Raw genomic sequence first — 21,760 nt, forward strand, 5'->3', positions numbered from 1 at the left:
TCCATTCGCCGACAAAAGTAAAATTATGTTTTGGCTGTGTAAAAAATAGCGTCTTAAAATGTGTTTTTGTGCCAAAAAAATATGAGCTTTCCAGCCCTATGCGAGAAACCAGGTTTGTAGATGTAATTCTTCCGCTTGCGCTCCCCAAACTATATACCTACCGCGTACCATTCGAATGTAATGATGAAGTTGCGATAGGTAAACGGGTGCTGGTGAATTTTGGGGCATCTAAAATTTACTCTGGTCTCATTGGAAAAATCCACGGAAATCCCCCCGAAGCCTACCAAGCTAAATACATTGAAGCTGTAATTGATGAATATCCTGTGGTTACAGATTTACAATTGAAATTCTGGGATTGGATTTGCGATTATTATCTGTGTTATGCGGGGGAGTTGTTATTGGCATCTTTACCAGCTAGCCTGCGTTTGGCAAGCGAAACCATTGTGGTACCAATAGATGCAGGTATAGGGGTGTACGATAAACTAACCGATGCTGAACGTGTGGTTTTCGATGCCTTAATTGAAAATAACAGAATGGCATTGGCCGATATTGCCGATTTGCTGCAACGCAAATCTGTTTACCCACTAGTTAAATCAATGTTGGAGAAACAAGTAGTGGGGATAGAGGAGGAGGTACATGATCGCTACAAAGTGTTAACCAAACCTTTTGTTTCGCTTGCTGAAAATTTTAAAAGTGATGCCCAGCTAAATGAGGCCTTTGATTTATTAAAAAGGGCTCCCAAACAGCAAGATGCCTTAATGAAAGTGCTCCAATTGCTGGGTGGAAATCATCAGGCTAAAATCCCCAAGTCGACCATTATTTCCGCCGACGACTCTCTTAATGCTGCTATTAGTAGTCTGCAAAAACGCGGGATATTGAACATTGAATACATCCCTGTAGATCGGGTTAAGGGAAATGAGGCCGATGGCAAAGTTTTAAACCTAAGCGTCGCCCAAAATGGGGCGTTGGAATCTATTAAAGAAGGTTTCGAGCAGGACAAAGTAACCTTATTACACGGGGTAACGGGTTCTGGGAAAACCGAAATTTACATTCGACTTATTGAAGAAACCCTAAAAAAAGGGAAGCAGGTACTTTACCTTGTGCCAGAGATAGCCTTAACGGGGCAGTTAACTGGTCGTTTAGAGGCCTATTTTGGAAAACAACTTAGGGTGTATCACTCTAAGTTTTCCAATAATGAAAGGGCTGAAATTTGGTATAAACTTTTAGATGGAACAGAGGTAAAGTTAGTAGTTGGAGCCCGCTCAGCTATGCTTATGCCCTTTTCTAATCTGGGCTTAGTTATTGTTGATGAGGAGCACGATGGAAGCTATAAGCAGCAAAACCCAGCACCGCGATATCAAGCTAGAGATTCGGCAATTATGCTGGCTAAAATGCATAATGCAAAGGTGTTATTGGGTTCTGCCACACCTGCCATTGAATCTTATTTTAATGCCAAAAAAAGTAAGTTCCATTACGTTCCACTTTTGGAGCGCTTTGGCAAAGCCGTGCTGCCCAACATAGAATTAGTAGATTTGAAAAAGGCAACAAGAGATCAGCAAATTCAAGGAGAGTTTAGCGATCGCCTGCTCGATGCCATTTCAGATACAATTAATGGCGGCGAACAGGTAATTCTTTTTCAGAATCGACGAGGTTTTTCTCCAAGGTGGCTCTGCACAACCTGCGGTTGGTGTCCGGAATGTAAAAACTGCGATATTACGCTAACCTACCATAAATACAAGCATAATTTACGCTGCCACTATTGTGGTTACCTTCTAAATCCTCCACCCAAATGTTTAGCCTGCGGTTCTCCAAGTCTAAAAATGATAGGATTTGGTACCGAAAAAATTGAGGAAGATTTATCTATGCTACTAAAGGATGCTAGGGTTGGAAGGATGGACTATGATAGCACTCGAGGGAAAAACGCTTACCAACAAATCATTCACGATTTCGAAACCAATAAGATCAATGTTCTGGTGGGTACCCAAATGGTAACCAAAGGGCTTGATTTTGATCGAGTGGGATTAGTCGGAATTTTGAGTGCTGATCAGATGTTGAGCTTTCCAGATTTTAGATCTAATGAGAGGTCTTACCAGCTTATGATGCAGGTTGCAGGACGTGCGGGTAGGAGAGAAAAGCCGGGAAAAGTATTGATCCAAACTTACAATACCGAACATTGGTTATTGCAAGCAATAGTTAACGGTAACCAAGATTTGGTTTATCAAAAGGAAACCCAGGATAGAAGGGAGTTTTTGTATCCTCCGTATTGCAGAATTGTAAATATAACGGCTAGCCACATAGATAAACATACGGTGGAGGGTGCGGCTAAAGAATTAGCGAAACAATTGCGGGTATTCTTAGGTGCTCGAGTTCTAGGACCGGAATATCCACCTATTGCAAGGGTAAGGAACAAATACCGTATGGAAATTTTGGTTAAGCTTGATGGAAAGGTAGATTTGGTAAAAGCAAAAGCCTTAATTCAATCTAAATCCGAGGAATTGAAACTGATTAAGGCTTTTAAGTCTGTTCGAGTTATACTAGATGTAGATCCCTATTAATAGGGTATGCCAATTTTCTTGTAGATAAAGTGCATCAACCACGCTGGTCCAATTAGTAAGAATTGAACATCCTTAAAAAAGGACGGTTTTTTTCCCTCAATTTTATGTCCAATAAATTGACCAATCCATGCTACAACAAATATTATAAAACTGGTAAGACCTATTGGTAATCCGCTGCTTTCCAAAATGGCACACAACCATAATACCAAGGCTGAAAAGCCTAACATTCCAATAAACAAAGGGATGGACATTAATAGATAAAAAATAGACCCAATAATTATCAACACAGTACCCCAATGCATGTAAGGTTGTAGAGGAGAAGATACCAGTTGGTCTAAAAAGCTATGCGGAATTGCTGCCAGTAATCCTACTATACTAAAGAATATGCTGGGAACGCAAATCCAATGAATCAGTTTGTTGGTGGCATTTTGGTGGCTTTCTCCATATTCCGAAAACCATTGGTTAGCAGATTTCATGATTAGATGTTTTTCTAAAATTAATTAGTTTTCTGAATAACCTTATCCCAAATTGCATCTCTTGGTGGAGGGGCTATTATAGTAATTTCTTCCTTTTTTACAGGGTGGATAAATTTTATAGATCTCGCATGTAAATGAATGGAGCCATCCTTATTGGCTCGCCTCGCACCGTATTTAACATCCCCTTTTATGCTAAACCCTTTTGCACTTAATTGACATCGGATTTGATGATGTCTGCCTGTTTCTAAAAGCACTTCTGCACAACTGTAATTGTCTAAATGTTGGATGAGCTTATAACTCAATTTTGCTTCTTTAGCCCCTTTAGTTCCGGCTGCGCAAACCCTCGATTTATTTCTTTTTTCGTCCTTCACTAAATAGTCTTGGAGCTTGTTCTCTTCGGGGTGCAGCTTTCCCTCAACCACGGCCCAATAAACTTTCTCGTAAGCGTGCTTTTTAAACATTTCGTTAAGCCTGCTTAAGGCTTTACTGGTGCGTGCAAATAAAACCACACCTGTTGTAGGGCGGTCTAATCGGTGGGTTACTCCCAAGAAAACTTCGCCAGGTTTGTTGTATTTATCCTTTAGGTATTGTTTTACCCGCTCTGGAAGTGGGGTGTCGCCCGTTTTATCTCCCTGCACCAAATCTCCTGCCTTTTTGTTAATGGCAATGATGTGGTTGTCTTCGTATAAAACCTCCATTTAGTCTTAATACTGTTCCCTGTCGTTTGGAAAATCTTTAGATCGCACATCTTCCACATAAGTAGAAATAGCGCCATGCATTTCATCGGCCAGGTTATGGTAGCGTCTTAAAAAACGGGGATTAAACTCTTGGGTAATTCCAAGTAAATCATGAGAGACTAAAACTTGTCCATCAACTCCAGATCCGGCTCCAATTCCAATCACAGGAATTTTTACGGTCTCCGCCACCTTTTTGGCTAGTTTGGCAGGAATTTTTTCAAGTACAATAGCGTAGCATCCAACTTCTTCCAAGGCTTTTGCATCCTCAATAAGTCGTTCTGCTTCCTCCTCTTCTTTAGCCCTTACTGTGTAGGTACCAAATTTGTATATAGACTGTGGAGTTAGTCCCAAGTGTCCCATTACTGGAATTCCGGCAGACAGTATTCTGTGAATGGACTCTAAAATTTCTTTACCACCCTCTAGCTTAACGGTATGAGCGCCCGATTCCTTCATTATTCGGATAGAAGAATTAAGGGCTTCTTTTGAGTTTCCTTGGTAGGACCCAAATGGAAGATCGACTACTACCAGTGCTTTACTCACACCTCGAACTACAGAGGCGGCATGGTATATCATTTGGTCTAGTGTAATAGGAAGCGTTGTTTCGTGTCCTGCCATAACATTACTGGCAGAGTCTCCAACTAGAATTACATCCACTCCGGCACCATCAATAATCTTCGCCATGGAGTAATCGTAAGCAGTTAACATGGCGATTTTTTCGCCTTTTAACTTCATTTCCTGTAATACGTGGGTGGTTATTCTTTTTACGTTTTTATGTACCGACATAGCTTATTTGCTTGGGTGTGCAATGTAAAAGTACTTTTTAAATCGGGCAAAAAACTTTGAATTGCCCAATAAAAGGGGCTCAAATAAGTAAAATCACAAGTATTTTGTAGGGTGAGGCTTTAAGATTTTCTTGCAAGCCAATTCCAATAATTGCTGTTTCTTTGCAGCTCCTATGAAAACAAGAGCACTTTTATTTTTCTGTCTTTCATTCATTTTTCTTGCCTGCGATGATGAAATCGATGTATTCTCAGACGACCCCAACTTACCTGTGGTTTATGGGGTTTTAAACAGCAAGGATAGTGTGCACTACGTTAGAATAACTCGTACTTTCAGAGGAGAAGGAAATAACCTAGAGTACGCCAAAATTCCTGATAGTAGTTATACGCAAATAACCAATGTAAAACTCGAAGCTCTTTCGGGGAGCTCGGTGAGAGCTACTTACACTGGGAATATGGTGGAGTTGGCTCCAAAAAAGGAAGGTGATTTTTTTACTGAGCCTAATTTTGCTTACGAGTTTCAAATCCCTGAGTTAGATAAATATTCAGAATACAGGCTGTCTTTCGATCATGCTGGAAACGAGGTTATGGCCCAAGCAACCATTCCATCTAAACCAAGTTTTGTTAACGTTGCAACTTTTTCGGTGGTTAATAATGACATAACCACTGGAAATCAACCCTTTTATGGCAACCTTATTTTCGATTATAATACAGCATCAAAGGGGAAACTATACCTGTTGAGTTTTGTATTTAGGTATACCGAATTTTATCAGGATGGTTCCAGCGAGGAAAAAGAATTGGTAATGGACTTGAGTGAATTTCCTTCCCAAAATATATCCGGAGGCGATAAAATTAGATATCGTTTAAACGGTCTTAGTTTTTTAAGCCGATTGGCAGCATTGATAAAACCAGATCCAAACGTAAAGAGTCGTTTGGTTGGAAACGGAACTGTAATTTTAACCTCTGTTGCAGAGGAGTTGTTTATATACCAACAAGCCACCAGTGGAACGGGAGGAGTAAGTCAGAGTAACCTGAACTACACCAACGTATATATAGATAACGGAGAAACTGGATTGGGTATATTCGAAGGAGCTTCTACCATAGAGGCAACACGAGATTTCTCCAATTTTAGTGTTAAGGCCATTATTTTTAGCGAGCAAACAGCAGGATTGAAGTTCTGTACTGACAGACAGAGCATACTGTCTGACAATCCAAGTGCCGCTTGTGACTAATCGTAAGCATTTTTGACAATCTGTCAGACCGACTAATTTCAGGTCGGGATATTTTGACAATTCTTCATTTTACACCTTTATGGCATAATGATTGACTAAGATTTCGCAGCATTAGTAATCGCGAAAAAGAAATTATTCAATCGTTATGAGCAAAGTAATAGGTATAGACTTAGGTACCACCAACTCCTGTGTAGCGGTAATGGAAGGGAACGAGCCTGTTGTAATTAGCAACAGTGAAGGGAAAAGAACCACTCCATCTATCGTTGCTTTTGTAGACGGTGGTGAAAGAAAAATTGGAGATCCGGCAAAGCGTCAGGCAATTACCAATCCAAATAAAACCATCTACTCTATCAAAAGATTTATGGGTAAATCCTTTGATGAGTGTAGTAAAGAGGTAGCAAGAGTGCCCTATTCTGTTGAAAAAGGAGATAACAATACTCCAAGAGTAAAAATCGACGACAGAATGTACACGCCTCAAGAAATCTCTGCAATGATTCTTCAAAAAATGAAGAAGACTGCTGAGGATTATCTTGGGCAAGAAGTAACTGAGGCTGTTATTACAGTACCAGCTTACTTTAACGATAGTGAGCGTCAGGCTACTAAGGAGGCAGGTGAAATTGCTGGATTAAAAGTAAGACGTATCATTAACGAACCTACAGCTGCATCACTAGCTTATGGTTTAGATAAAAAGACAGAAGATGCTAAAATTGTAGTATTCGACTGTGGTGGTGGTACGCACGACGTTTCTATCCTTGAATTAGGAGACGGAGTATTCGAAGTAAAATCTACCGATGGTGATGTACACCTTGGTGGAGACGATTTCGACCAAGTAATAATCGACTGGTTAGTAGAAGAATTTAAAAACGAAAATGGAGGATTGGATCTTTCAAAAGACCCAATGGCACTTCAGCGTTTGAAAGAGGCTGCTGAAAAAGCTAAAATTGAGCTTTCTAGCACCACTTCTACCGAAATCAACCTGCCATACATTATGCCGGTTGATGGTATCCCAAAACACTTAGTAAAATCGCTTTCAAGAGCTAAGTTCGAGCAATTAGCTGATGAGCTAATCAAAAGAACTATCGAGCCTTGTAGAACTGCACTTAAGAATGCAGATCTTAACGTTTCAGATATCGATGAGGTAATTTTAGTAGGAGGATCTACTCGTATTCCAGCGATCCAAGAAGCTGTAAAATCTTTCTTCGGAAAAGAGCCATCTAAAGGGGTTAACCCAGATGAGGTTGTTGCTTTAGGAGCTGCTATACAGGGTGGAGTATTAACTGGTGAGGTTAAGGATGTACTTCTTCTAGATGTTACTCCACTTTCACTTGGTATCGAAACCATGGGAGGTGTAATGACCAAGCTTATCGAGGCAAACACAACCATCCCTACTAAAAAGTCGGAAACTTTCTCTACAGCATCTGATAATCAACCTTCGGTTGAAATTCATGTGTTGCAAGGTGAGCGTCCAATGGCGAAAGATAACAGAACTATCGGTCGTTTCCACTTAGATGGAATTCCACCAGCGCCAAGAGGTGTACCTCAAATCGAAGTAACTTTTGATATCGACGCGAACGGTATTCTTCACGTAGGAGCCAAGGATAAAGCCACTGGTAAAGAGCAAAGCATCAGAATTGAGGCTTCTTCAGGATTGTCTCAAGATGAAATCGAGAAAATGAAGCGCGAAGCTGAGGCGAACGCTGAAACCGATAAGAAGGCTAAAGAAAATATCGAGAAGTTAAACCAAGCAGATAGCTTAATTTTCCAAACGGAGAAACAGCTTAAAGAGTTTGGAGATAAACTTCCAGAAGATAAGAAAAAGCCTATCGAGGATGCTTTAGCAGATCTTAAGAAAGCATACGAAAACAAAGAAGATATTGCTGGAATTGAAGCGGCTACTAACAAGCTGAATGAAGTATTCCAAGCGGCTTCTCAAGAAATGTATCAGGCGCAGCAACAAGCTCAAGGTGGCGCACAGCCTGGAGCAGACGCTGGAGCTGGAGCAAACGAAAATGCAGACGAAGAGGTTTCTGATGTAGATTTCGAAGAAGTAAACGACGAGAAGAAGTAATCTTCAATAACTCATAAAAAAGCCCGATTTGGTCCTTCCAAATCGGGCTTTTTATTTTACTTAAACGGCTTGGAGCTGGTCTCCAACTTCGCTAGCCCATTAAAAATTTAATTCCCTCTTTAAGCATTTGTACTGCCATCATTACTAATATCATTCCCATTAATCGCTCTAAGGCAATCAATCCGCGCTTCTTCAAAATTTTTAAGAAGACCGGAGCCGTTAGTAATATGATGGAGGTCCCTATCCATGAAATACTTAGTGATAGGAACCAATCAAACATTTTCCCCGGGGCGTTTTGCGTCATAATAATTAACATGGCCAAAACCGATGGTCCTGCAATAAGCGGAATGGCAATTGGAACCAAAAAGGGTTCACCATCTGGTGTGTAGCCCATAACTCCATCCTGTTTTGGGAATATCATTCTCAATCCAATAATCAAAAGAATAATTCCTCCCGATATTTTAACCGATTCCTGATCTAGCTGTAAGAAATCTAGTAGCGGTTTACCAGCAAATAGGAAGATATTAAGGATAACAAAGGCCATAAGTAGCTCGCGAATGATAATTTTTCGCTGCCGCTTAGGGTCTATTCCCTTTAAAACTGAAATTAATACGGGGATATTTCCTAAAGGATCCATCAAAAAGAAAAGTAAAACGGCTGACGACCAGATAGTTGCTTCCATATTGTTGAATTAGGCGGCAAAAGTAGCTATTCCAAATGGCTTCTTCGTTATTTCTCAACCACGTAATTATTAGTGGAAAAAGTCGTTTTCATGTTTTATTTCTTTGGGAAAACTTCCAAGTTCATTTTATTATCTTACAACCCCTATGTATCCTTCAGACCGATCTAATTTAAAAATATGGCTCCTTGCAGCATTATTCGTAATGCTGGCTTCGCTCATTTTTACAGGATCCTATGTTTATCGCAGATACACCAATGTACTTGACCGGGTAAAAGACAAAATCCAACCTAATTTCTACTTACTTAAGCTTGAAGAGATAAACACAGGTCTTATTGAGGTGGAATCGATGCTTCAAAATTTCTACCTGTCGGGGGAAGAAGAATTTGTTGAAAGCTACTACCGGGAGCAAAATAATCTGCGTTACGATTTAAACGAGATCCTCAATAAACCTTCTTCAGATTCACTTCTTAATTTCTATTTGTATCGGCTGGATGAAGACGTAAGAAAACTAATGGATATCTACGAAAAAAGGTATCTGTCGCCAGAAGATGACAGGGTGGAAACGGCTCTTAATAGCTTAAAATCTAAGTTGGAACAGCAAGCAAGCAATTTAGAAACCATAAAAGCTAAAGTTACTGTAGAGCAAGAACAAGGAAATAGCGATGCCACCCCAGATTTGGAAACTTCTGTGGATACGGCTATGACGCCAAAGGAAAAAGCGGTTGAGGAAAAAAGAGAAAGGCGAGGATTTATTAACTGGCTATTAGGGAAAGAAGATGAATCCACAGCAGAAGTTGATACCGAGGTAAAACCAGAGAAAAAGGAAAGCAAGCAGGAACAATTAAGCTCAAAGGAGAATACTTCGGAGCCTAAGCCTCAGGCTAATACTCGCTCACAGGAAATGTTAGATTCTATTAAGTCTCAAATTGCTTCCATTGGCAGGGCAGAGGAGTTGAGATTTAGCAAAGTAAAAGAGCAGTTTTTATTTCTTCATGAACAGGAAAAAAGGCTAAAAGCGAATATCCTACGGATAAGAAATAAGATTGAGGAAATAGAAAAAACAGCCATTTCGAACGAAACTGCCTTTGCTGAGGCGGAGATTGAAAGCACCAACAAGTGGATCGGTGTTATTCTTCTGTTTCTAATTCTCCTAATCAGCTTAACTGCCTACGTAGTAATTAAAAATATAGAGCGAAATAAAGCTTATTTGCTAGCTCTTAGAAGTGCCAAAGCAGAAGCCGAAGAATTAGCGAAAACCAAATCTCGCTTCTTGGCCAACATGAGTCATGAATTGCGTACACCCTTAAATGCCATTTTAGGTTTTACCGACCAAATTATGGAGCGTAGTAGTGCGGGGAGTAAGGATACTGAGCAACTCGGCATTGTTAAAAATGCCGCTGGTCACCTGTTGGATGTGGTGAATGAAGTTTTGGATTATACCAAGTTAAGTTCTAATACCATAAGAATTAAGCACAGTACCTTTTCGTTGCATCAAGAATTGGAGCGCATTCACTTAATGGTTTCTTCGCTGGCAAATGAGGCCGGACTAGAGTCGACCTTAATTATCCAACCAAACACACCAGACCTGGTAAAGGCTGATTTGTTTAGAATTAGACAGTGTCTTTTAAACTTATTGGGAAATGCAATAAAATTCACAGATGAAGGCTCGGTAACCCTAAAGGTTGGACTGAAGGAAGAAATCGATCAGCACTACGTACTGTCTTTTGCGGTAATAGATACGGGAATAGGAATCTCTAAAGAGGAGCAGGGGAAAATATTTAACGAATTTGAGCAAGTTACCACCACCGGGAAGTCGGTTAAGGGAACCGGTTTAGGCTTGGCTATTACCAAAAGATTGGTGGAGTTGATGGAGGGTAAAATTAAGCTGGAAAGTCAGGTGGGGTGGGGTACCACCATTACCATGACATTAAAGGCTTTAAAACCCGAAGATCAAAATATTTCAGCCCCTCCCAAGAAAGTTTTTGTAGAAGGTAAAAATTTAAGGGTGCTCATAGCCGATGATGAGGAGTACAACATTAAATTATTAAGCGCCATTCTGGATAAGCACAACATCGTTCATGAGTCGGCAACAAATGGTAGTGAAACCATAGCATTGGCGGCACAGAGTAAGTTCGATGCACTGGTTATAGATCAGCGGATGCCTGGCAAAACTGGACTGGAAGTTTTAAAAGAACTGAAGGCAGATTACGACCATTACCGGCATGTTCCAGCAGTGTTATTGTCTGCGGCTGAAATTGATGATGACACAGGATTTGTGGATGGAGACCCTAATGTTTTTGTGGTTAAAAAACCATTTAAGGAAACAGAATTACTTGGATTTTTGGGATTCTCAGCCATTAAGTCGGAGGTTACCACAACCGAGCAGGAAGGTATAAATATAGAGGGGTTATACCGTGCTTCTGGAGGAGACCATACCTTTGTTATAAATATGTTGGAAGAGTTTAAAAAAAATGCCGAAAATTCGCTCCAACAAATGCTGCAAGGGTTTGAAAGCGAGGATTATAATAGAGTGGCAGAGGTGGCTCATAGATTTAAACCTAGTTGTAAGCACCTTGGTTTGGATGCTTTGTATGAAATTCTAGATGGTTTGGAAACCGAAGGGTTTACGGCTGGATGTGAGAAAAAAGTAATCTCAGCTAAATTGGCCGCAGCAAAAATTGCCATTGCGAGGGGGATAGATCTTATTGATATTGAATTAGATAAAGAAACTGAAAAGAATGAGCAGGAAGATTAAAGTGTTTGTAGTTGAGGATGATGATTGGTTTGGAAGGCTGATTAATCACAGCATTTCTTTAAATCCCAATTGCGAAGCACATCGCTTTGGAAGTGCTCAGGAATTATATAGTCAGCTAAAGGAAGAAACACCAGATATTATTACCCTAGATTATCGTTTGCCCGACGCAAAAGGTGCCGAGGTGCTGGAAAAGGTTAAGGGGCAGTATCCAGAAACGGAAGTAATAATAATTTCTGAACAGCAGGATATAGCAACTGCTATGGAATTACTCCACAATGGCGCCTACGACTATATTGTTAAGGACGATAACCTTAAAGATCGTCTGCTTTTGAATTTAAATCGGCTTGAAAAGCAGTTAAGCCTGCAAAACAGGATAAAGGATTTGGAGCAGGAACTCTCCACTAAAAAGGAGCATAATTTTGTGGGTGAAAGCGATGCCTTAAAACCTATTAAAAAACTGGTGGAAAAGGCTGCTCAAAGTAATATTACGGTAACAATTTCTGGAGAAACTGGAACGGGTAAAGAAGTTATAGCACAATATATCCACCAACATTCTAAGGTTGCAGATAAACCGATGATAGCTGTAAACATGGCCGCAATTCCAGAGAATCTATTGGAAAGTGAGTTGTTTGGTTATGAAAAGGGGGCCTTTACCGGAGCAGATAAAGCCAAACCGGGAAAATTTGAGGAGGCAAATGGTGGTACCTTATTTTTGGATGAGGTTGCCGAGCTTCCGCTGCACCTTCAGTCTAAACTTCTAAGAGTTTTACAAGAAAGGAAACTAACTAGATTGGGATCAAATAAGGAGATATCCTTCGATTGTCGAATTATTACCGCCACTCACAAGGATTTGCAAAAGGAGGTACAGGAAAAAAGATTTAGGGAAGATCTATTTTTCAGATTATTCGGGATTCAAATCAATTTACCGCCACTTAGGGATCGCGGTGAGGACATTATCCTACTCAGCGAGTTTTTTGTTTTAAAGGCGTCTAAGCAAAACGGCCTACCTGCAAAACCACTTGCTAGGGAGGCAAAGAAAAAATTAAAGTCCTACCAATGGCCAGGAAATATTAGAGAATTAAAGGCGGTAATGGAATTGGCATTGGTTTTAAGTAATGGGGAGGAAATTGAGGCAGAAGATATAAGCCTTCAGAATGCCGATTTACTGCAAACCCAATTGCAAAAAGAAAAATCGATGCGCCAATACGAAATTGAGATTGTGCAGCATTACATGAAAAAATACGACGACAATACCAAAAAGGTAGCCGAGGTGTTGAGTATTGGCCAAACAACGGTTTATCGCCTGCTAAAAGAAGCAGAAGAAAAGGTGGCTTAAGCTTTTTTAAATTCGATTCTTGGCAATCTTTTGATTCCATTTTATAGATTAACGACCCGCTTCTTGGGTCGTTTTTTTTTTACTTATGGGCAGTGGCATCCGGGTTCTCGCCTCAGCTACCATTTACAATCTACCAGCTACGACCTACTAGCTGCCAGATACTACCAGCTATTAAATACTTCGAGATTTCCCCATCCAGCTTTTGGCTTTAAGCTTCTTGCCCTGAACTCATCCCAATTTTCAAAATGAAAAAGCTTTTCAAAACGGAAAGGAAATATCTTTTTCTTAGTTTTTATAAGTAACTGTTATTCAGTGATTTAAGTTGGGTAGTGTGGTTTGGCACGAGATTGTATATATCACATACCAAACAGAAAAATCATGAAAACCGGATTCCAAAAACTTAAAGATGCCATCTCCAAACGATTTCCAAATTCTTTAATGAGGAGAGAGTTAGAGATAGAAGAAGGTCAGATGTTGTTTACCAACTTCGAGGCGTCGATTAAGCATATGGTAAGGTTTTATGATCGGATGTCGTAACCCAAAAAAGCAAACAAAAACCTAAAAACAATAACCATGATTACGCAAAAAAATATCATCAAACTAGCAGCGGTGGCACTAATAGCTCCCATGGCTATTGGATGCGTAAGTCGAAGAAACTACGACAACCTGGAGGCAGAATATCTAAAGGTAAGAGATACAAACCAGGAGTTAAGATCAGAACTAGAAACTACTGAACAGCAGCTAACAGCCGTATCCAAGCAGCAACAGAAAATAGAAGAAGTTGCTATTGAAAAGCAGCAGGAGTTGTTGGATAGAGAGGCCAGACTAGAGCAAATGGAAGCCCTGGTAAGAGAACAAAAGCAAGCCGTTGCAGCATTGCATCAAGAAGTTTGTTCTGCACTAAAATGCTTTACTCCCGATGAGTTAAAAATCGATGTTAGAAACGGGAAGCTTTATGTCTCACTTAGCGAGCAATTGCTTTTCCCATCTGGATCGGCTAGCGTAAACAACAGGGGAGAGGAAGCTGTAACCATGTTGGCTGCAGTATTGAAAAACAGTGATTTGGAAATTATGGTAGAAGGTCATACCGACGATGTGCCAATTAAAACTGCCCGTTTCCAGGATAACTGGGCCTTAAGTGTAGCTAGAGCAAATGCAGTAACCCGACTATTTGTAGAAGAGGGTGTAGACCCACAGCGAGTTATTTCTTGCGGAAGGGGAGAATATATGCCTATCGCATCGAACGAAACCGCAGAGGGTAGACAAGCTAATAGAAGAACTGAGATAGTATTAGCACCAAGGTTGGATAGACTTTGGAAGCTTACAGAACAAGATCAATTAAACGCCCAACTTAAGTAGTAGAATTTAAAACCATCAAAAACAAAAACCATGAAAACCACAGAGAATAACAAAACCAATAACCAAGAAAAATCGAATACCATGAAAAATATAGCAATTGGAGTATTAGCCGTATGCGCGGTTGGATTAGGAGCTTTTGCTCTGGTACAATCGAGCGAGAAAACTGAATTGAAACAACAATTAGCTGCTTACGAAGAGCAGTATGGATTACAGTCTGCCGAGCAGATGGAATCTTACCGCGAAATAGAACAAAACCTTGCCAGTATTTCTATGCACGAAGGGAACATTAGAGAAAATATGAACCTGGAGGGTGTTGAAGATCCAAAAGCAAGAATTTCAGCTGAAATTCAGGCAATCGAGGATTTGATTGCAAAGAACAATCAGATTATTGAGGATCTTAACAAGAAGGTAGAGCACAAGGATAGCAGATTGTCTGCATACAAAGCAGAAAATGGAAAGCTTAAAACGCGTTTGGAAACCTATAAAGAAGAAATGACAAAATTGGAGGCTCTAAATGCTGAATTAGCTGATAATCTTGAGAAAACTAAGGAGTTAAATAACACCTTAGAGCGTACGGTAAACAATCAAGATTCTACCTTGATAGCAAAAGAAAACTTGATTGCCGAGCAAGATCAAAAACTTCATAGAGCATACTACTTAGTAGGTGATCATAAAGAGCTTAAGGAAAAAAATATCGTTAACAAAGAAGGTGGAATTTTAGGGATAGCGGCTGCTAAAGAGTTGAATCCAAAGGTTAACGAAGAAGTATTTACAGAAATCGATTTGAGATTCTTAAAACGTATTCCAGTATATAAAAAGAACGCAGAAATCGTAACCAATCACCCTTCTGGATCGTACAAAATCGTTAGCGAAGGAAATACTATCCAATGGATAGAGATCAAGGATCCTGCAAAATTCTGGGAAAAGAGCAAATTCCTAGTAGTAGCAACCAAAGATAGCTGGATATAATAAGGGCGCAGCATACCCATAAACTCACGTAAGTGGGGACAAAAAAAGAGGCTGACTCTCCAAATGGAGGCAGCCTCTTTTCCTTTTTTATAAGGGCATTATTTTTTCACAAAACTGGCGGAATTTACCGTTCCATTCTTCTCTTTGGTAACCAGCATATAAACCCCATTTTTTAAGGCTGATATATCAATTTTATTCATCAAGATGCTGTTTTCTGTGTAATATACCACCCTTCCTTCGGGGCTAATAATTTTAAGATCTACCAGCTCCATTGCATTTGCTACGGAAATAAAATCATGGCTTGGGTTAGGGTAAACCTGTGAATTGCGAGCTTTAGATTTTTCGGAAATGCCAGAGGATACGGATCCACAAACTCTTTCGTACATAAATGCACTAGTAAAGTTAAATGTCGTATCCATGTATGCCGCATCTCCTACGAAAGGCACATGGCCTGCACCTTTAAATGTATAGAAGTCGTTAATAACCCCAATTTCATTCGCACGACGGTGAATGGCTGCCGATCCAGCAACGGGATAGTTTATGTCCAGGATTCTAACTGTATCCTCATCGTAAGGAACGGTTTCATCTTGGTCTCCATGCATTGAAACAACAGGAACATCCCCCACTTCTAACCATTCTTTCTTGCCAAGGGCACCACAAAGATTAATAACTCCGGCAACTTTAGATGAGTATCCTGGATTTCCACTTCTTCCTTCTAATCCACCACTTCTTTCGTACTCCGGACGTAAGATCTCTGGAATTTCGTCGTCATTTAGGTAGGCAGTATGTAATGCACAAAAGCCTCCTGCAGAAACCCCTCCAACATAAATTTGGTTGGTGTCTATTCTAAATGGATTAGTAAGGTCTTTTGCAGAACGATATAAGAATCTTACCGCCGCCTTCATGTCGTGTGTTCCTTTTAATACAGCACGGGTAGCATTTTCTGGAGATGGATTAACCAAAAGCTCATCAGATAAACGGTAGTCTATAGAAACACAAACATATCCAAGCTGTGCATAGCGGTTACACAATTCAACAATGTCTGGAGAAACACGTGCTCCGTATACAAATGCTCCACCGAATGCAAATACAATTACTGGTCTTTCCTCTGTTTCAAGATCGGCTGCTGGCTGATAAACGTCTAAATACAACGGGTAAGGGTTCGTACCGTTCGAATTTAAGGTGTCGAAAGTAACTTCTGCATTTCCGTATAAAATTCCAGGCGTTACCAAAACCTCATTAAAAATTGGGTCTTGGAATCTACCATTAGAACAGTCGTTTTGGGAAAATAGGGTTGAAACAGCGCCTAAAAATAGAGCGCAAAACAGCGTAAGCGTTTTATTCATACTGGGTAATTTTGGTTGGTGAAATGCAAAAATAACCCAGAGGTGAAATTATAAGGGTGAGCGGGGAAACAAATTAATACTGACTATTGGTTACTTAAGTGTTAATTTTGGGTTAATCCCAATCCCCCCATTTTTCTAGATCGCGACGTTCTTTTTTGGTGGGGCGCCCTGTACCTCTATCTCTTCTGGCGAATACAATATCTCTTTGCATTTTTGCTTTGATGTATTCGGATTCTGGAGTGTGATCTATCACATAATTTTCAACCAGTTTGGCACCAACTCTTTTGTCTAATAGAGCTTTTACCTCTATTTCTTTATGGATGACTCCTCTACGATAGGAGATTGTGTCCCCAATTTTTGTCTCTCGAGAAGGTTTTACAACTTCTCCATTGATTTTCACTTTTCCACCTCTTAGTGCATCGGTTGCCTGAGATCGGGTTTTAAACACCCGAACACACCAAAGCCACTTATCCAACCTTACTTGCATGGTGTAAAGTTACTAAGTGGCTTTTAAAATCAGTGTTGAAAGAGGTTAAATACCCATCTTATTTTCTGGGATGCTCCATTTTTCGATGCATTTTGTTTATCGCCTCTGCCTTCCCCTGCTTGCGTCCTTTTAGCAAAAGGTATTGTTCAAATTGCTCTTCGGTTAGAATGGATTTAACCTGACTGCGGTACTTTTCCTCCATTGCTTGTTTTTCTTGAGCATAAGCTTCTTTCTCGGCTTTTAGTGCTGCTCTTCTTGCTTCAAGGGCTTCTTGGTCATTCTTAAGCTCTTCGCGCTTGTCCTTAATTTCTTCTCTATGCTGTACAACAACATCTCTACGCGCCTTTTTTGCACGAGTCATTTCCTCTAACTCAGCAGTATGGATTTCAAGAAGTCTAGCTTTTTGAGTGGCATTCAGATCCAACTCTTTGGCAACTTTTTCGGTGAAATTTTCAGCCCTTTTATCAATGTCGTAGTCAACATTTGGTGATTGTGCCATCGCTCCTAAACTGGCCGATAGCAACATGGTAACGAATATCTTTTTCATAACAAATGGTTTATTATGCTACAACGCAATTATCGTTCCAAATTATAAATTACAGCCTAAATCGTTTCTAGATTCTGGGTCAGCTACGGGAAAACAGTTTCCAGAAGGCAGGGTAGAGGGAACCAATCGCTCTAGGTTTGGATCCTTTAATCCGTTTTCAATGAAATCGGTAAGTGCAACTATTTCCTCCTCCGTTAGACCTAAAGGTTTAAACGTTTCAGCTAACTGGCTGTCTGGAACCCCAGGGTTTTCCTTAATACCTTTATTTTTATATCTAATTACACTTTCTACGCTTCTAAAACTACCTCCATGACCGTAAAATGGGCTTTCAGTTAAGTTGTACAGTTGAGGTACTTTGAATTTATAGTTGTCATTAGGGTTTCCAGTAAATCCGCCGCGCCCATTTTTTGTCGCCTCGTCTACTGTTTTTAAAACTTCGGAATCTCTAAAGTCATTCATTCCCAAGGCATAAAATTCCATGCTATTTAGGGCTGGTCCGGTATGACATGATGAACAATTTGCCTTACCAAAAAATAAGATTGCACCAGACTTTTGGCGTTCTGTCATGGCTGAAAAATTACCTCTCAACCACTGTTGAAAAGGAGCCTGGTTGGCTAGCAAAGTGCGTTCGTAAGCCGCAATTGCTTTTCCCATATTTTCCAAACTGTAAAGCTCACTGGTATTTAGGTTGCCGTATGCTTGGATAAATAGGTTTTTGTAGTCTGTGGTTTCGAACAATTGATTATTAGCATCCAGACGGTGGACCGTTAATCCCGCAATAGCTTGGGTTTCCAGTCCGTGCAGTTCTTTATTGTTTACCTCCTTTGGGGTACCAGCAGTCCATTGGTTTCGATAGTTTTGGTTTTCGCCAACTCCACCAAACTGTCCATTCCAAAGTTGCAATTCCTGAAAAGCGCTATTTAAGGCGGAAGGTGATCTGATTGGTTGCACATCTACGTCGTTTTCTGGGCAATTGGGGTCTTTTCTTCTGGCCTCACCGATTAAACCAAACCCTATTCCACCATCACCAATTCCCTGTTTTCTTCCGGCTTGAAATCCTGCTGCAACATGGTGGCATGAGGCACAACTGAAGGTTTGTCGACTGGCATCAAATTTGGGTTTTACTCCAATTGCTGTTTCGTGGAATAAAAATTTGCCTAATTCAACCTTGGCGTGTGAGAGTGGGTTTTTTGGATCCTGTGGGATACTTGCCAAATCTCCGTCATCAGGGAGTATGAAATAGTCCTTGCTCTTGTTTGGAGATTGTTCACTCAACAAAACGGCCAACCTTTGGTCGGTACCCGATGGAGTATTGTCATTAACTTCTTTACTACAAGCGGTAAAGAGAAAGGCGCCTATGGTACCTATGTAGATAAGCTTTTTCAATGCAGTGGGGTTTAATTACACTACAAATGAACGGCATACCTTAAAATGCCCGTAAAAAACTGAACAAAATCAAAGTTTAATATGAGTCAGATTTTAATTCAAACCTGTCTCAAAAATTAAAATGCTTGGAGTTCCATATTCTGTTATTTAAACCAGAACATCGGAGAAAAAACCAATAACTAAACACCGCGCTACAAACAAAGATTCCGTAAAAGCTCTTAAATAAAAACAGAGACGAGGCTCCCAGTTGTACCGCTGAATTTTTAAAAATAAATTCAGGAAGGAGCATGCCGAATAAAATTCCTAGCAATAGAATGCTGGTAATGGTCCACCTTTCATTTCTCAGGACTCTTCCATAAAGAGCTCTGACGGGGTTTAATTCACCACCCCATTTATGTATATAGTAATACCTTCCCGAAGAGGTGGCGGCAAACAAAATTGGATCGCTATTGATGTCGGAAAGCCTAAACATTTCTTCTGGAGCAAGAATATACAGGGAGTTTTCTATTTCTTGATTTCCTGTAAGCTTTTTTAAGTGATTAATTTTGTTGAAGGCTTCCGTGGGGACGATATTTTTAAAATACTTAATGGGAAGAAACCTCAGCCTGTAGCGTAATGCAAGTTCTTTGATCTGGTTAATGGTGTAACAGCGCTTTTCGTTAAGTAAACCCTCATCTATTTCACCTAACCCTTCAGCAGTTTTGAATTGGTTTTGTTCGCGTTCTGCCAATAAGACCTCTGCATTAAGAATTGCTTTGGCCTCATTTATTGCGTTGTTAGCTCCTTTAATATCCTCAAGATGCTTTAGTAAATCTATTCCCAATTTCATATCGCCTGTTTACTAAAGACTAACTTTAAAAAAGAAAAAATGTTCCTAATTTAACCAGTTAAATGTCAGTGGCTTCAATGCTTATAGGGTAACATATATTAACAGGGGGTTGGAAGGACCTTGTCGATAGATTTAGGAAATATCCTTAATTTTGAGGCTAGAAATTTCAAATTATGGCATTAGAATTTACAGACAATAATTTCGAGGCAGAAGTATTAAATTCAGATCAACCCGTATTAGTTGATTTCTGGGCAGAGTGGTGTGGGCCATGTAAAATGGTTGGACCAATCGTTGATGAGATTGCCAAGGAATACGAAGGAAAAGCAAAAGTTGGTAAGGTAAACGTGGATGAGAATCCTGGAATTTCAGCGAAATTCGGAATCCGTTCTATTCCTACCATCCTATATATCAAAAACGGTGAGGTTGTAGACAAATCAGTAGGAGCGGTACCAAAAGCTGCACTTACAGATAAGTTAGAGGCTCAGATCGCCTAATTGATACAAACAATATTTGTGAAATCCTCCATGCGAAAGCCTGGGGGATTTTTTATTTTTCGGCCATGGGAAAAATTGATAGGGAATTTGTTGGGTCATTTAAAAACCTAGAATTGCTTGCAAAGGAGGTAGTGCAAGGTTTTATGACGGGTTTACATAAATCCCCTTTTCGAGGATTTTCCGTTGAGTTCGCAGAACATAGGCACTACAATAGGGGTGAATCTACCCGCCATATAGATTGGAAACTATATGGACGAACAGATAAGCTCTTTATTAAGGAGTATGAGGAGGAAACCAACCTGAGGGCATCGTTTATTATAGATGCTTCGCCTTCCATGTTTTATCCCGAGAAAAGTGAAAAGCAGCTAAGCAAATTTCAATATTCTATCTATGGCGCTGCAGTTCTTATGGAGCTTCTTCAGCGACAGCGCGATGCTTTTGCTTTAAACCTGTTTGATAGGGAGCTTTATTTCGATAGCGAAATGAAATCTACCCCTGCTCACAAACAATTTCTATTTAGTCAGCTGGAGTCGGAACTAAATAAAACCAAGGAAAAGCAGCAGGGAACAGACTTGGTGAATATTTTGCATCAAAAAGCTGAAACCTTACCTGCAAGATCTTTGGTGGTAATTTTCACTGATTTCTTTGTTGGTGGCTGGAAGGAGGAATTGTGGGAAGCATTTCGACATTTAGCTCACAAGAACCATGATATGGTAGTTTTTCATGTAAATGATAGGCGCAGCGAACACGATTTAGAATTAAATACCCAATGGGCAAGAATAATAGACGCTGAAACGGGCGAAGAAATAAAATTAAACCCTGAGCAGTATCAAAAAAGCTATAGAGAGAAAATTTCGGAGCAGAATTTGAAAATTAAAACCGAGCTCTTGAATTTAAGAACTGACTATTATGTGGTTGATATTCAGGACGATTTCGAAAACTTAATGAGGGCTTATCTTTCGAGGCGAAAAAAAATATTACAGAGTAGATAATTTTTTCTTGTGTGGGTAATATTTTCTATTACCTTTGCACCACTCTTAACAACAACGACAGTTAAGAAACTACGGTCTGGTAGTTCAGTTGGTTAGAATCCTGTCCCGTTCATACGGGAGGGTCACGAGCCACAAGGAACGAAAGGCTTATTGAAATAGAAACTACGGTCTGGTAGTTCAGTTGGTTAGAATACCTGCCTGTCACGCAGGGGGTCGCGAGTTCGAGTCTCGTCCAGACCGCAAAAAAGGGAAGCAAATGCTTCCCTTTTTTCGTTTTCCGAGCGTTCTTGTTTAAAGCAAATTCTGTACCTTATAGGTATGTTCCAAGTCTATATTCTTCAAAGTTCCAAATCCAAAAAGTATTACATAGGATACACAGGAGATAGCCTAGAAAATCGTCTTTCCAAACACAATCGTCCTCACAAAGGGTACACCGCTCGACATCAACCTTGGGAATTAGTTTATCACGAAGAATATTCCAATAAGACAGAAGCTATAATGCGGGAGAAGAAATTAAAAGGTTGGAAGACCGCTAAGCGTATTTCTGAGCTTATACAAAGTACTCTTGATTAAAATACCCATACCTACCAAGTAACACGGGTACAAGTTTGAATTGTACCCTAGGCGTTGAACAAGTACTTAGAATGTTTTGTAAACTCGATTTTTTTCCAATGCAGAATTGAAACCATCCATTTGAATAAATCTGATTTTCACAAGAAGATTACATGGAG

General features: G+C 40.0%; 20 protein-coding genes and 1 tRNA gene. 12 read left to right on the plus strand and 9 right to left on the minus strand.

Features of this window, described 5'->3' with window-relative positions:
* Nucleotides 1–98: 98 nt before the first annotated feature.
* Nucleotides 99–2,555 carry a replication restart helicase PriA gene (gene priA, locus FRX97_RS07730; RefSeq protein ID WP_170227075.1) on the plus strand — a complete coding sequence of 819 codons (2,457 nt, stop codon included), beginning with the start codon at nt 99–101 and terminating at the stop codon, nt 2,553–2,555.
* On the opposite strand, the gene FRX97_RS07735 is transcribed toward priA, so the two are convergent.
* The 3 genes from FRX97_RS07735 to panB are packed head-to-tail and all read right to left on the minus strand — an operon-like array spanning nt 2,552 to nt 4,551.
* The gene (locus FRX97_RS07735; RefSeq protein ID WP_147014624.1) at nt 2,552–3,031 is read right to left on the minus strand and encodes an Mpo1 family 2-hydroxy fatty acid dioxygenase; all 480 of its coding nucleotides are present in this window, start codon (nt 3,029–3,031) and stop codon (nt 2,552–2,554) included. The genes priA and FRX97_RS07735 overlap by 4 nt on opposite strands.
* A gap of 20 nt (nt 3,032–3,051) precedes the next feature.
* Entirely contained in the window at nt 3,052–3,729 is a 678-nt protein-coding gene (locus tag FRX97_RS07740) for an RluA family pseudouridine synthase (protein ID WP_147014625.1), read from the minus strand.
* A gap of 6 nt (nt 3,730–3,735) precedes the next feature.
* Nucleotides 3,736–4,551 (minus strand): 3-methyl-2-oxobutanoate hydroxymethyltransferase, encoded by an 816-nt coding sequence (gene panB / locus FRX97_RS07745; protein ID WP_147014626.1) that lies wholly within the window; start codon nt 4,549–4,551, stop codon nt 3,736–3,738.
* A 172-nt stretch (nt 4,552–4,723) separates the two neighbouring features.
* On the opposite strand from panB, the gene FRX97_RS07750 reads away from it, so the two are divergent.
* The gene (locus FRX97_RS07750) at nt 4,724–5,779 is read left to right on the plus strand and encodes a DUF4249 family protein (RefSeq protein ID WP_147014627.1); all 1,056 of its coding nucleotides are present in this window, start codon (nt 4,724–4,726) and stop codon (nt 5,777–5,779) included.
* A gap of 145 nt (nt 5,780–5,924) precedes the next feature.
* Complete coding sequence (dnaK, locus tag FRX97_RS07755) at nt 5,925–7,847, plus strand: molecular chaperone DnaK (protein ID WP_147014628.1); 1,923 nt, start codon at nt 5,925–5,927, stop codon at nt 7,845–7,847.
* Between the two features lie 91 nt (nt 7,848–7,938).
* Here the strand turns inward: dnaK and FRX97_RS07760 are convergent, their stop codons facing one another.
* On the minus strand, nt 7,939–8,529 hold the full coding sequence (locus FRX97_RS07760) for a YhgN family NAAT transporter (RefSeq protein WP_147014629.1): 591 nt from the start codon (nt 8,527–8,529) through the stop codon (nt 7,939–7,941).
* A gap of 145 nt (nt 8,530–8,674) precedes the next feature.
* Between FRX97_RS07760 and FRX97_RS07765 the strand changes: the two genes are divergently transcribed.
* The 5 genes from FRX97_RS07765 (at nt 8,675) to FRX97_RS07780 (ending at nt 14,948) form a co-directional block, all read left to right on the plus strand.
* Nucleotides 8,675–11,284: an ATP-binding protein gene (locus FRX97_RS07765; protein ID WP_147014630.1), complete on the plus strand. Its 2,610-nt coding sequence runs from the start codon at nt 8,675–8,677 to the stop codon at nt 11,282–11,284.
* Nucleotides 11,268–12,620, plus strand: a complete 1,353-nt coding sequence (locus FRX97_RS07770) for a sigma-54-dependent transcriptional regulator (RefSeq protein WP_147014631.1) — start codon at nt 11,268–11,270, stop codon at nt 12,618–12,620. The genes FRX97_RS07765 and FRX97_RS07770 overlap by 17 nt, the downstream gene beginning before the upstream one ends.
* Nucleotides 12,621–12,998: 378 nt before the next feature.
* Nucleotides 12,999–13,157 (plus strand): hypothetical protein, encoded by a 159-nt coding sequence (locus FRX97_RS12260; protein ID WP_170227076.1) that lies wholly within the window; start codon nt 12,999–13,001, stop codon nt 13,155–13,157.
* Between the two features lie 36 nt (nt 13,158–13,193).
* Nucleotides 13,194–13,979 (plus strand): OmpA family protein, encoded by a 786-nt coding sequence (locus FRX97_RS07775; RefSeq protein ID WP_147014632.1) that lies wholly within the window; start codon nt 13,194–13,196, stop codon nt 13,977–13,979.
* Nucleotides 13,980–14,009: 30 nt separating this feature from the next.
* The gene (locus FRX97_RS07780; protein WP_147014633.1) at nt 14,010–14,948 is read left to right on the plus strand and encodes a Cbp1 family collagen-binding glycoprotein adhesin; all 939 of its coding nucleotides are present in this window, start codon (nt 14,010–14,012) and stop codon (nt 14,946–14,948) included.
* 98 nt (nt 14,949–15,046) lie between these two features.
* Here the strand turns inward: FRX97_RS07780 and FRX97_RS07785 are convergent, their stop codons facing one another.
* The 5 genes from FRX97_RS07785 to FRX97_RS07805 all read right to left on the minus strand — a co-directional run bounded on the left by FRX97_RS07785 (nt 15,047) and on the right by FRX97_RS07805 (nt 19,543).
* The gene (locus tag FRX97_RS07785; RefSeq protein WP_147014634.1) at nt 15,047–16,294 is read right to left on the minus strand and encodes a T9SS type A sorting domain-containing protein; all 1,248 of its coding nucleotides are present in this window, start codon (nt 16,292–16,294) and stop codon (nt 15,047–15,049) included.
* Nucleotides 16,295–16,406: 112 nt separating this feature from the next.
* Entirely contained in the window at nt 16,407–16,781 is a 375-nt protein-coding gene (locus FRX97_RS07790) for an RNA-binding S4 domain-containing protein (protein ID WP_147014635.1), read from the minus strand.
* Between the two features lie 58 nt (nt 16,782–16,839).
* On the minus strand, nt 16,840–17,328 hold the full coding sequence (locus tag FRX97_RS07795; protein ID WP_147014636.1) for a DUF4890 domain-containing protein: 489 nt from the start codon (nt 17,326–17,328) through the stop codon (nt 16,840–16,842).
* 42 nt (nt 17,329–17,370) lie between these two features.
* Complete coding sequence (locus FRX97_RS07800; RefSeq protein WP_147014637.1) at nt 17,371–18,714, minus strand: cytochrome-c peroxidase; 1,344 nt, start codon at nt 18,712–18,714, stop codon at nt 17,371–17,373.
* A 109-nt stretch (nt 18,715–18,823) separates the two neighbouring features.
* The gene (locus FRX97_RS07805) at nt 18,824–19,543 is read right to left on the minus strand and encodes a hypothetical protein (protein WP_147014638.1); all 720 of its coding nucleotides are present in this window, start codon (nt 19,541–19,543) and stop codon (nt 18,824–18,826) included.
* A 173-nt stretch (nt 19,544–19,716) separates the two neighbouring features.
* Here FRX97_RS07805 and trxA point away from each other — a divergent pair, with 173 nt between their 5' ends.
* The 4 genes from trxA to FRX97_RS07825 all read left to right on the plus strand — a co-directional run bounded on the left by trxA (nt 19,717) and on the right by FRX97_RS07825 (nt 21,602).
* Nucleotides 19,717–20,037 carry a thioredoxin gene (trxA, locus tag FRX97_RS07810; protein WP_147014639.1) on the plus strand — a complete coding sequence of 107 codons (321 nt, stop codon included), beginning with the start codon at nt 19,717–19,719 and terminating at the stop codon, nt 20,035–20,037.
* A 65-nt stretch (nt 20,038–20,102) separates the two neighbouring features.
* Nucleotides 20,103–21,029, plus strand: coding sequence for a DUF58 domain-containing protein (locus FRX97_RS07815; RefSeq protein WP_147014640.1), 927 nt, complete (start codon nt 20,103–20,105; stop codon nt 21,027–21,029).
* A gap of 166 nt (nt 21,030–21,195) precedes the next feature.
* Nucleotides 21,196–21,269 (plus strand) — tRNA-Asp (locus FRX97_RS07820).
* 78 nt (nt 21,270–21,347) lie between these two features.
* Nucleotides 21,348–21,602 carry a GIY-YIG nuclease family protein gene (locus tag FRX97_RS07825; RefSeq protein WP_147014641.1) on the plus strand — a complete coding sequence of 85 codons (255 nt, stop codon included), beginning with the start codon at nt 21,348–21,350 and terminating at the stop codon, nt 21,600–21,602.
* Nucleotides 21,603–21,760: the final 158 nt, after the last annotated feature.

The organism is Luteibaculum oceani, assembly GCF_007995015.1.
In the GTDB taxonomy this organism is placed as follows: Bacteria; Bacteroidota; Bacteroidia; order Flavobacteriales_D; family Luteibaculaceae; genus Luteibaculum; species Luteibaculum oceani.

Coding starts and splice junctions, on each gene's coding strand:
- dnaK (WP_147014628.1), top strand. CDS start 5,925: ATGAGCAAAGTAATAGGTATAGACTTAGGTACCACCAACTCCTGTGTA.
- FRX97_RS07775 (WP_147014632.1), top strand. CDS start 13,194: ATGATTACGCAAAAAAATATCATCAAACTAGCAGCGGTGGCACTAATA.
- FRX97_RS07760 (WP_147014629.1), bottom strand. CDS start 8,529: ATGGAAGCAACTATCTGGTCGTCAGCCGTTTTACTTTTCTTTTTGATG.
- FRX97_RS07735 (WP_147014624.1), bottom strand. CDS start 3,031: ATGAAATCTGCTAACCAATGGTTTTCGGAATATGGAGAAAGCCACCAA.
- FRX97_RS07750 (WP_147014627.1), top strand. CDS start 4,724: ATGAAAACAAGAGCACTTTTATTTTTCTGTCTTTCATTCATTTTTCTT.
- FRX97_RS07805 (WP_147014638.1), bottom strand. CDS start 19,543: ATGAAATTGGGAATAGATTTACTAAAGCATCTTGAGGATATTAAAGGA.
- FRX97_RS07815 (WP_147014640.1), top strand. CDS start 20,103: ATGGGAAAAATTGATAGGGAATTTGTTGGGTCATTTAAAAACCTAGAA.
- FRX97_RS07790 (WP_147014635.1), bottom strand. CDS start 16,781: ATGCAAGTAAGGTTGGATAAGTGGCTTTGGTGTGTTCGGGTGTTTAAA.
- FRX97_RS07795 (WP_147014636.1), bottom strand. CDS start 17,328: ATGAAAAAGATATTCGTTACCATGTTGCTATCGGCCAGTTTAGGAGCG.
- priA (WP_170227075.1), top strand. CDS start 99: ATGCGAGAAACCAGGTTTGTAGATGTAATTCTTCCGCTTGCGCTCCCC.
- trxA (WP_147014639.1), top strand. CDS start 19,717: ATGGCATTAGAATTTACAGACAATAATTTCGAGGCAGAAGTATTAAAT.
- FRX97_RS07825 (WP_147014641.1), top strand. CDS start 21,348: ATGTTCCAAGTCTATATTCTTCAAAGTTCCAAATCCAAAAAGTATTAC.
- FRX97_RS07740 (WP_147014625.1), bottom strand. CDS start 3,729: ATGGAGGTTTTATACGAAGACAACCACATCATTGCCATTAACAAAAAG.
- FRX97_RS07785 (WP_147014634.1), bottom strand. CDS start 16,294: ATGAATAAAACGCTTACGCTGTTTTGCGCTCTATTTTTAGGCGCTGTT.
- panB (WP_147014626.1), bottom strand. CDS start 4,551: ATGTCGGTACATAAAAACGTAAAAAGAATAACCACCCACGTATTACAG.
- FRX97_RS07780 (WP_147014633.1), top strand. CDS start 14,010: ATGAAAACCACAGAGAATAACAAAACCAATAACCAAGAAAAATCGAAT.
- FRX97_RS07765 (WP_147014630.1), top strand. CDS start 8,675: ATGTATCCTTCAGACCGATCTAATTTAAAAATATGGCTCCTTGCAGCA.
- FRX97_RS12260 (WP_170227076.1), top strand. CDS start 12,999: ATGAAAACCGGATTCCAAAAACTTAAAGATGCCATCTCCAAACGATTT.
- FRX97_RS07770 (WP_147014631.1), top strand. CDS start 11,268: ATGAGCAGGAAGATTAAAGTGTTTGTAGTTGAGGATGATGATTGGTTT.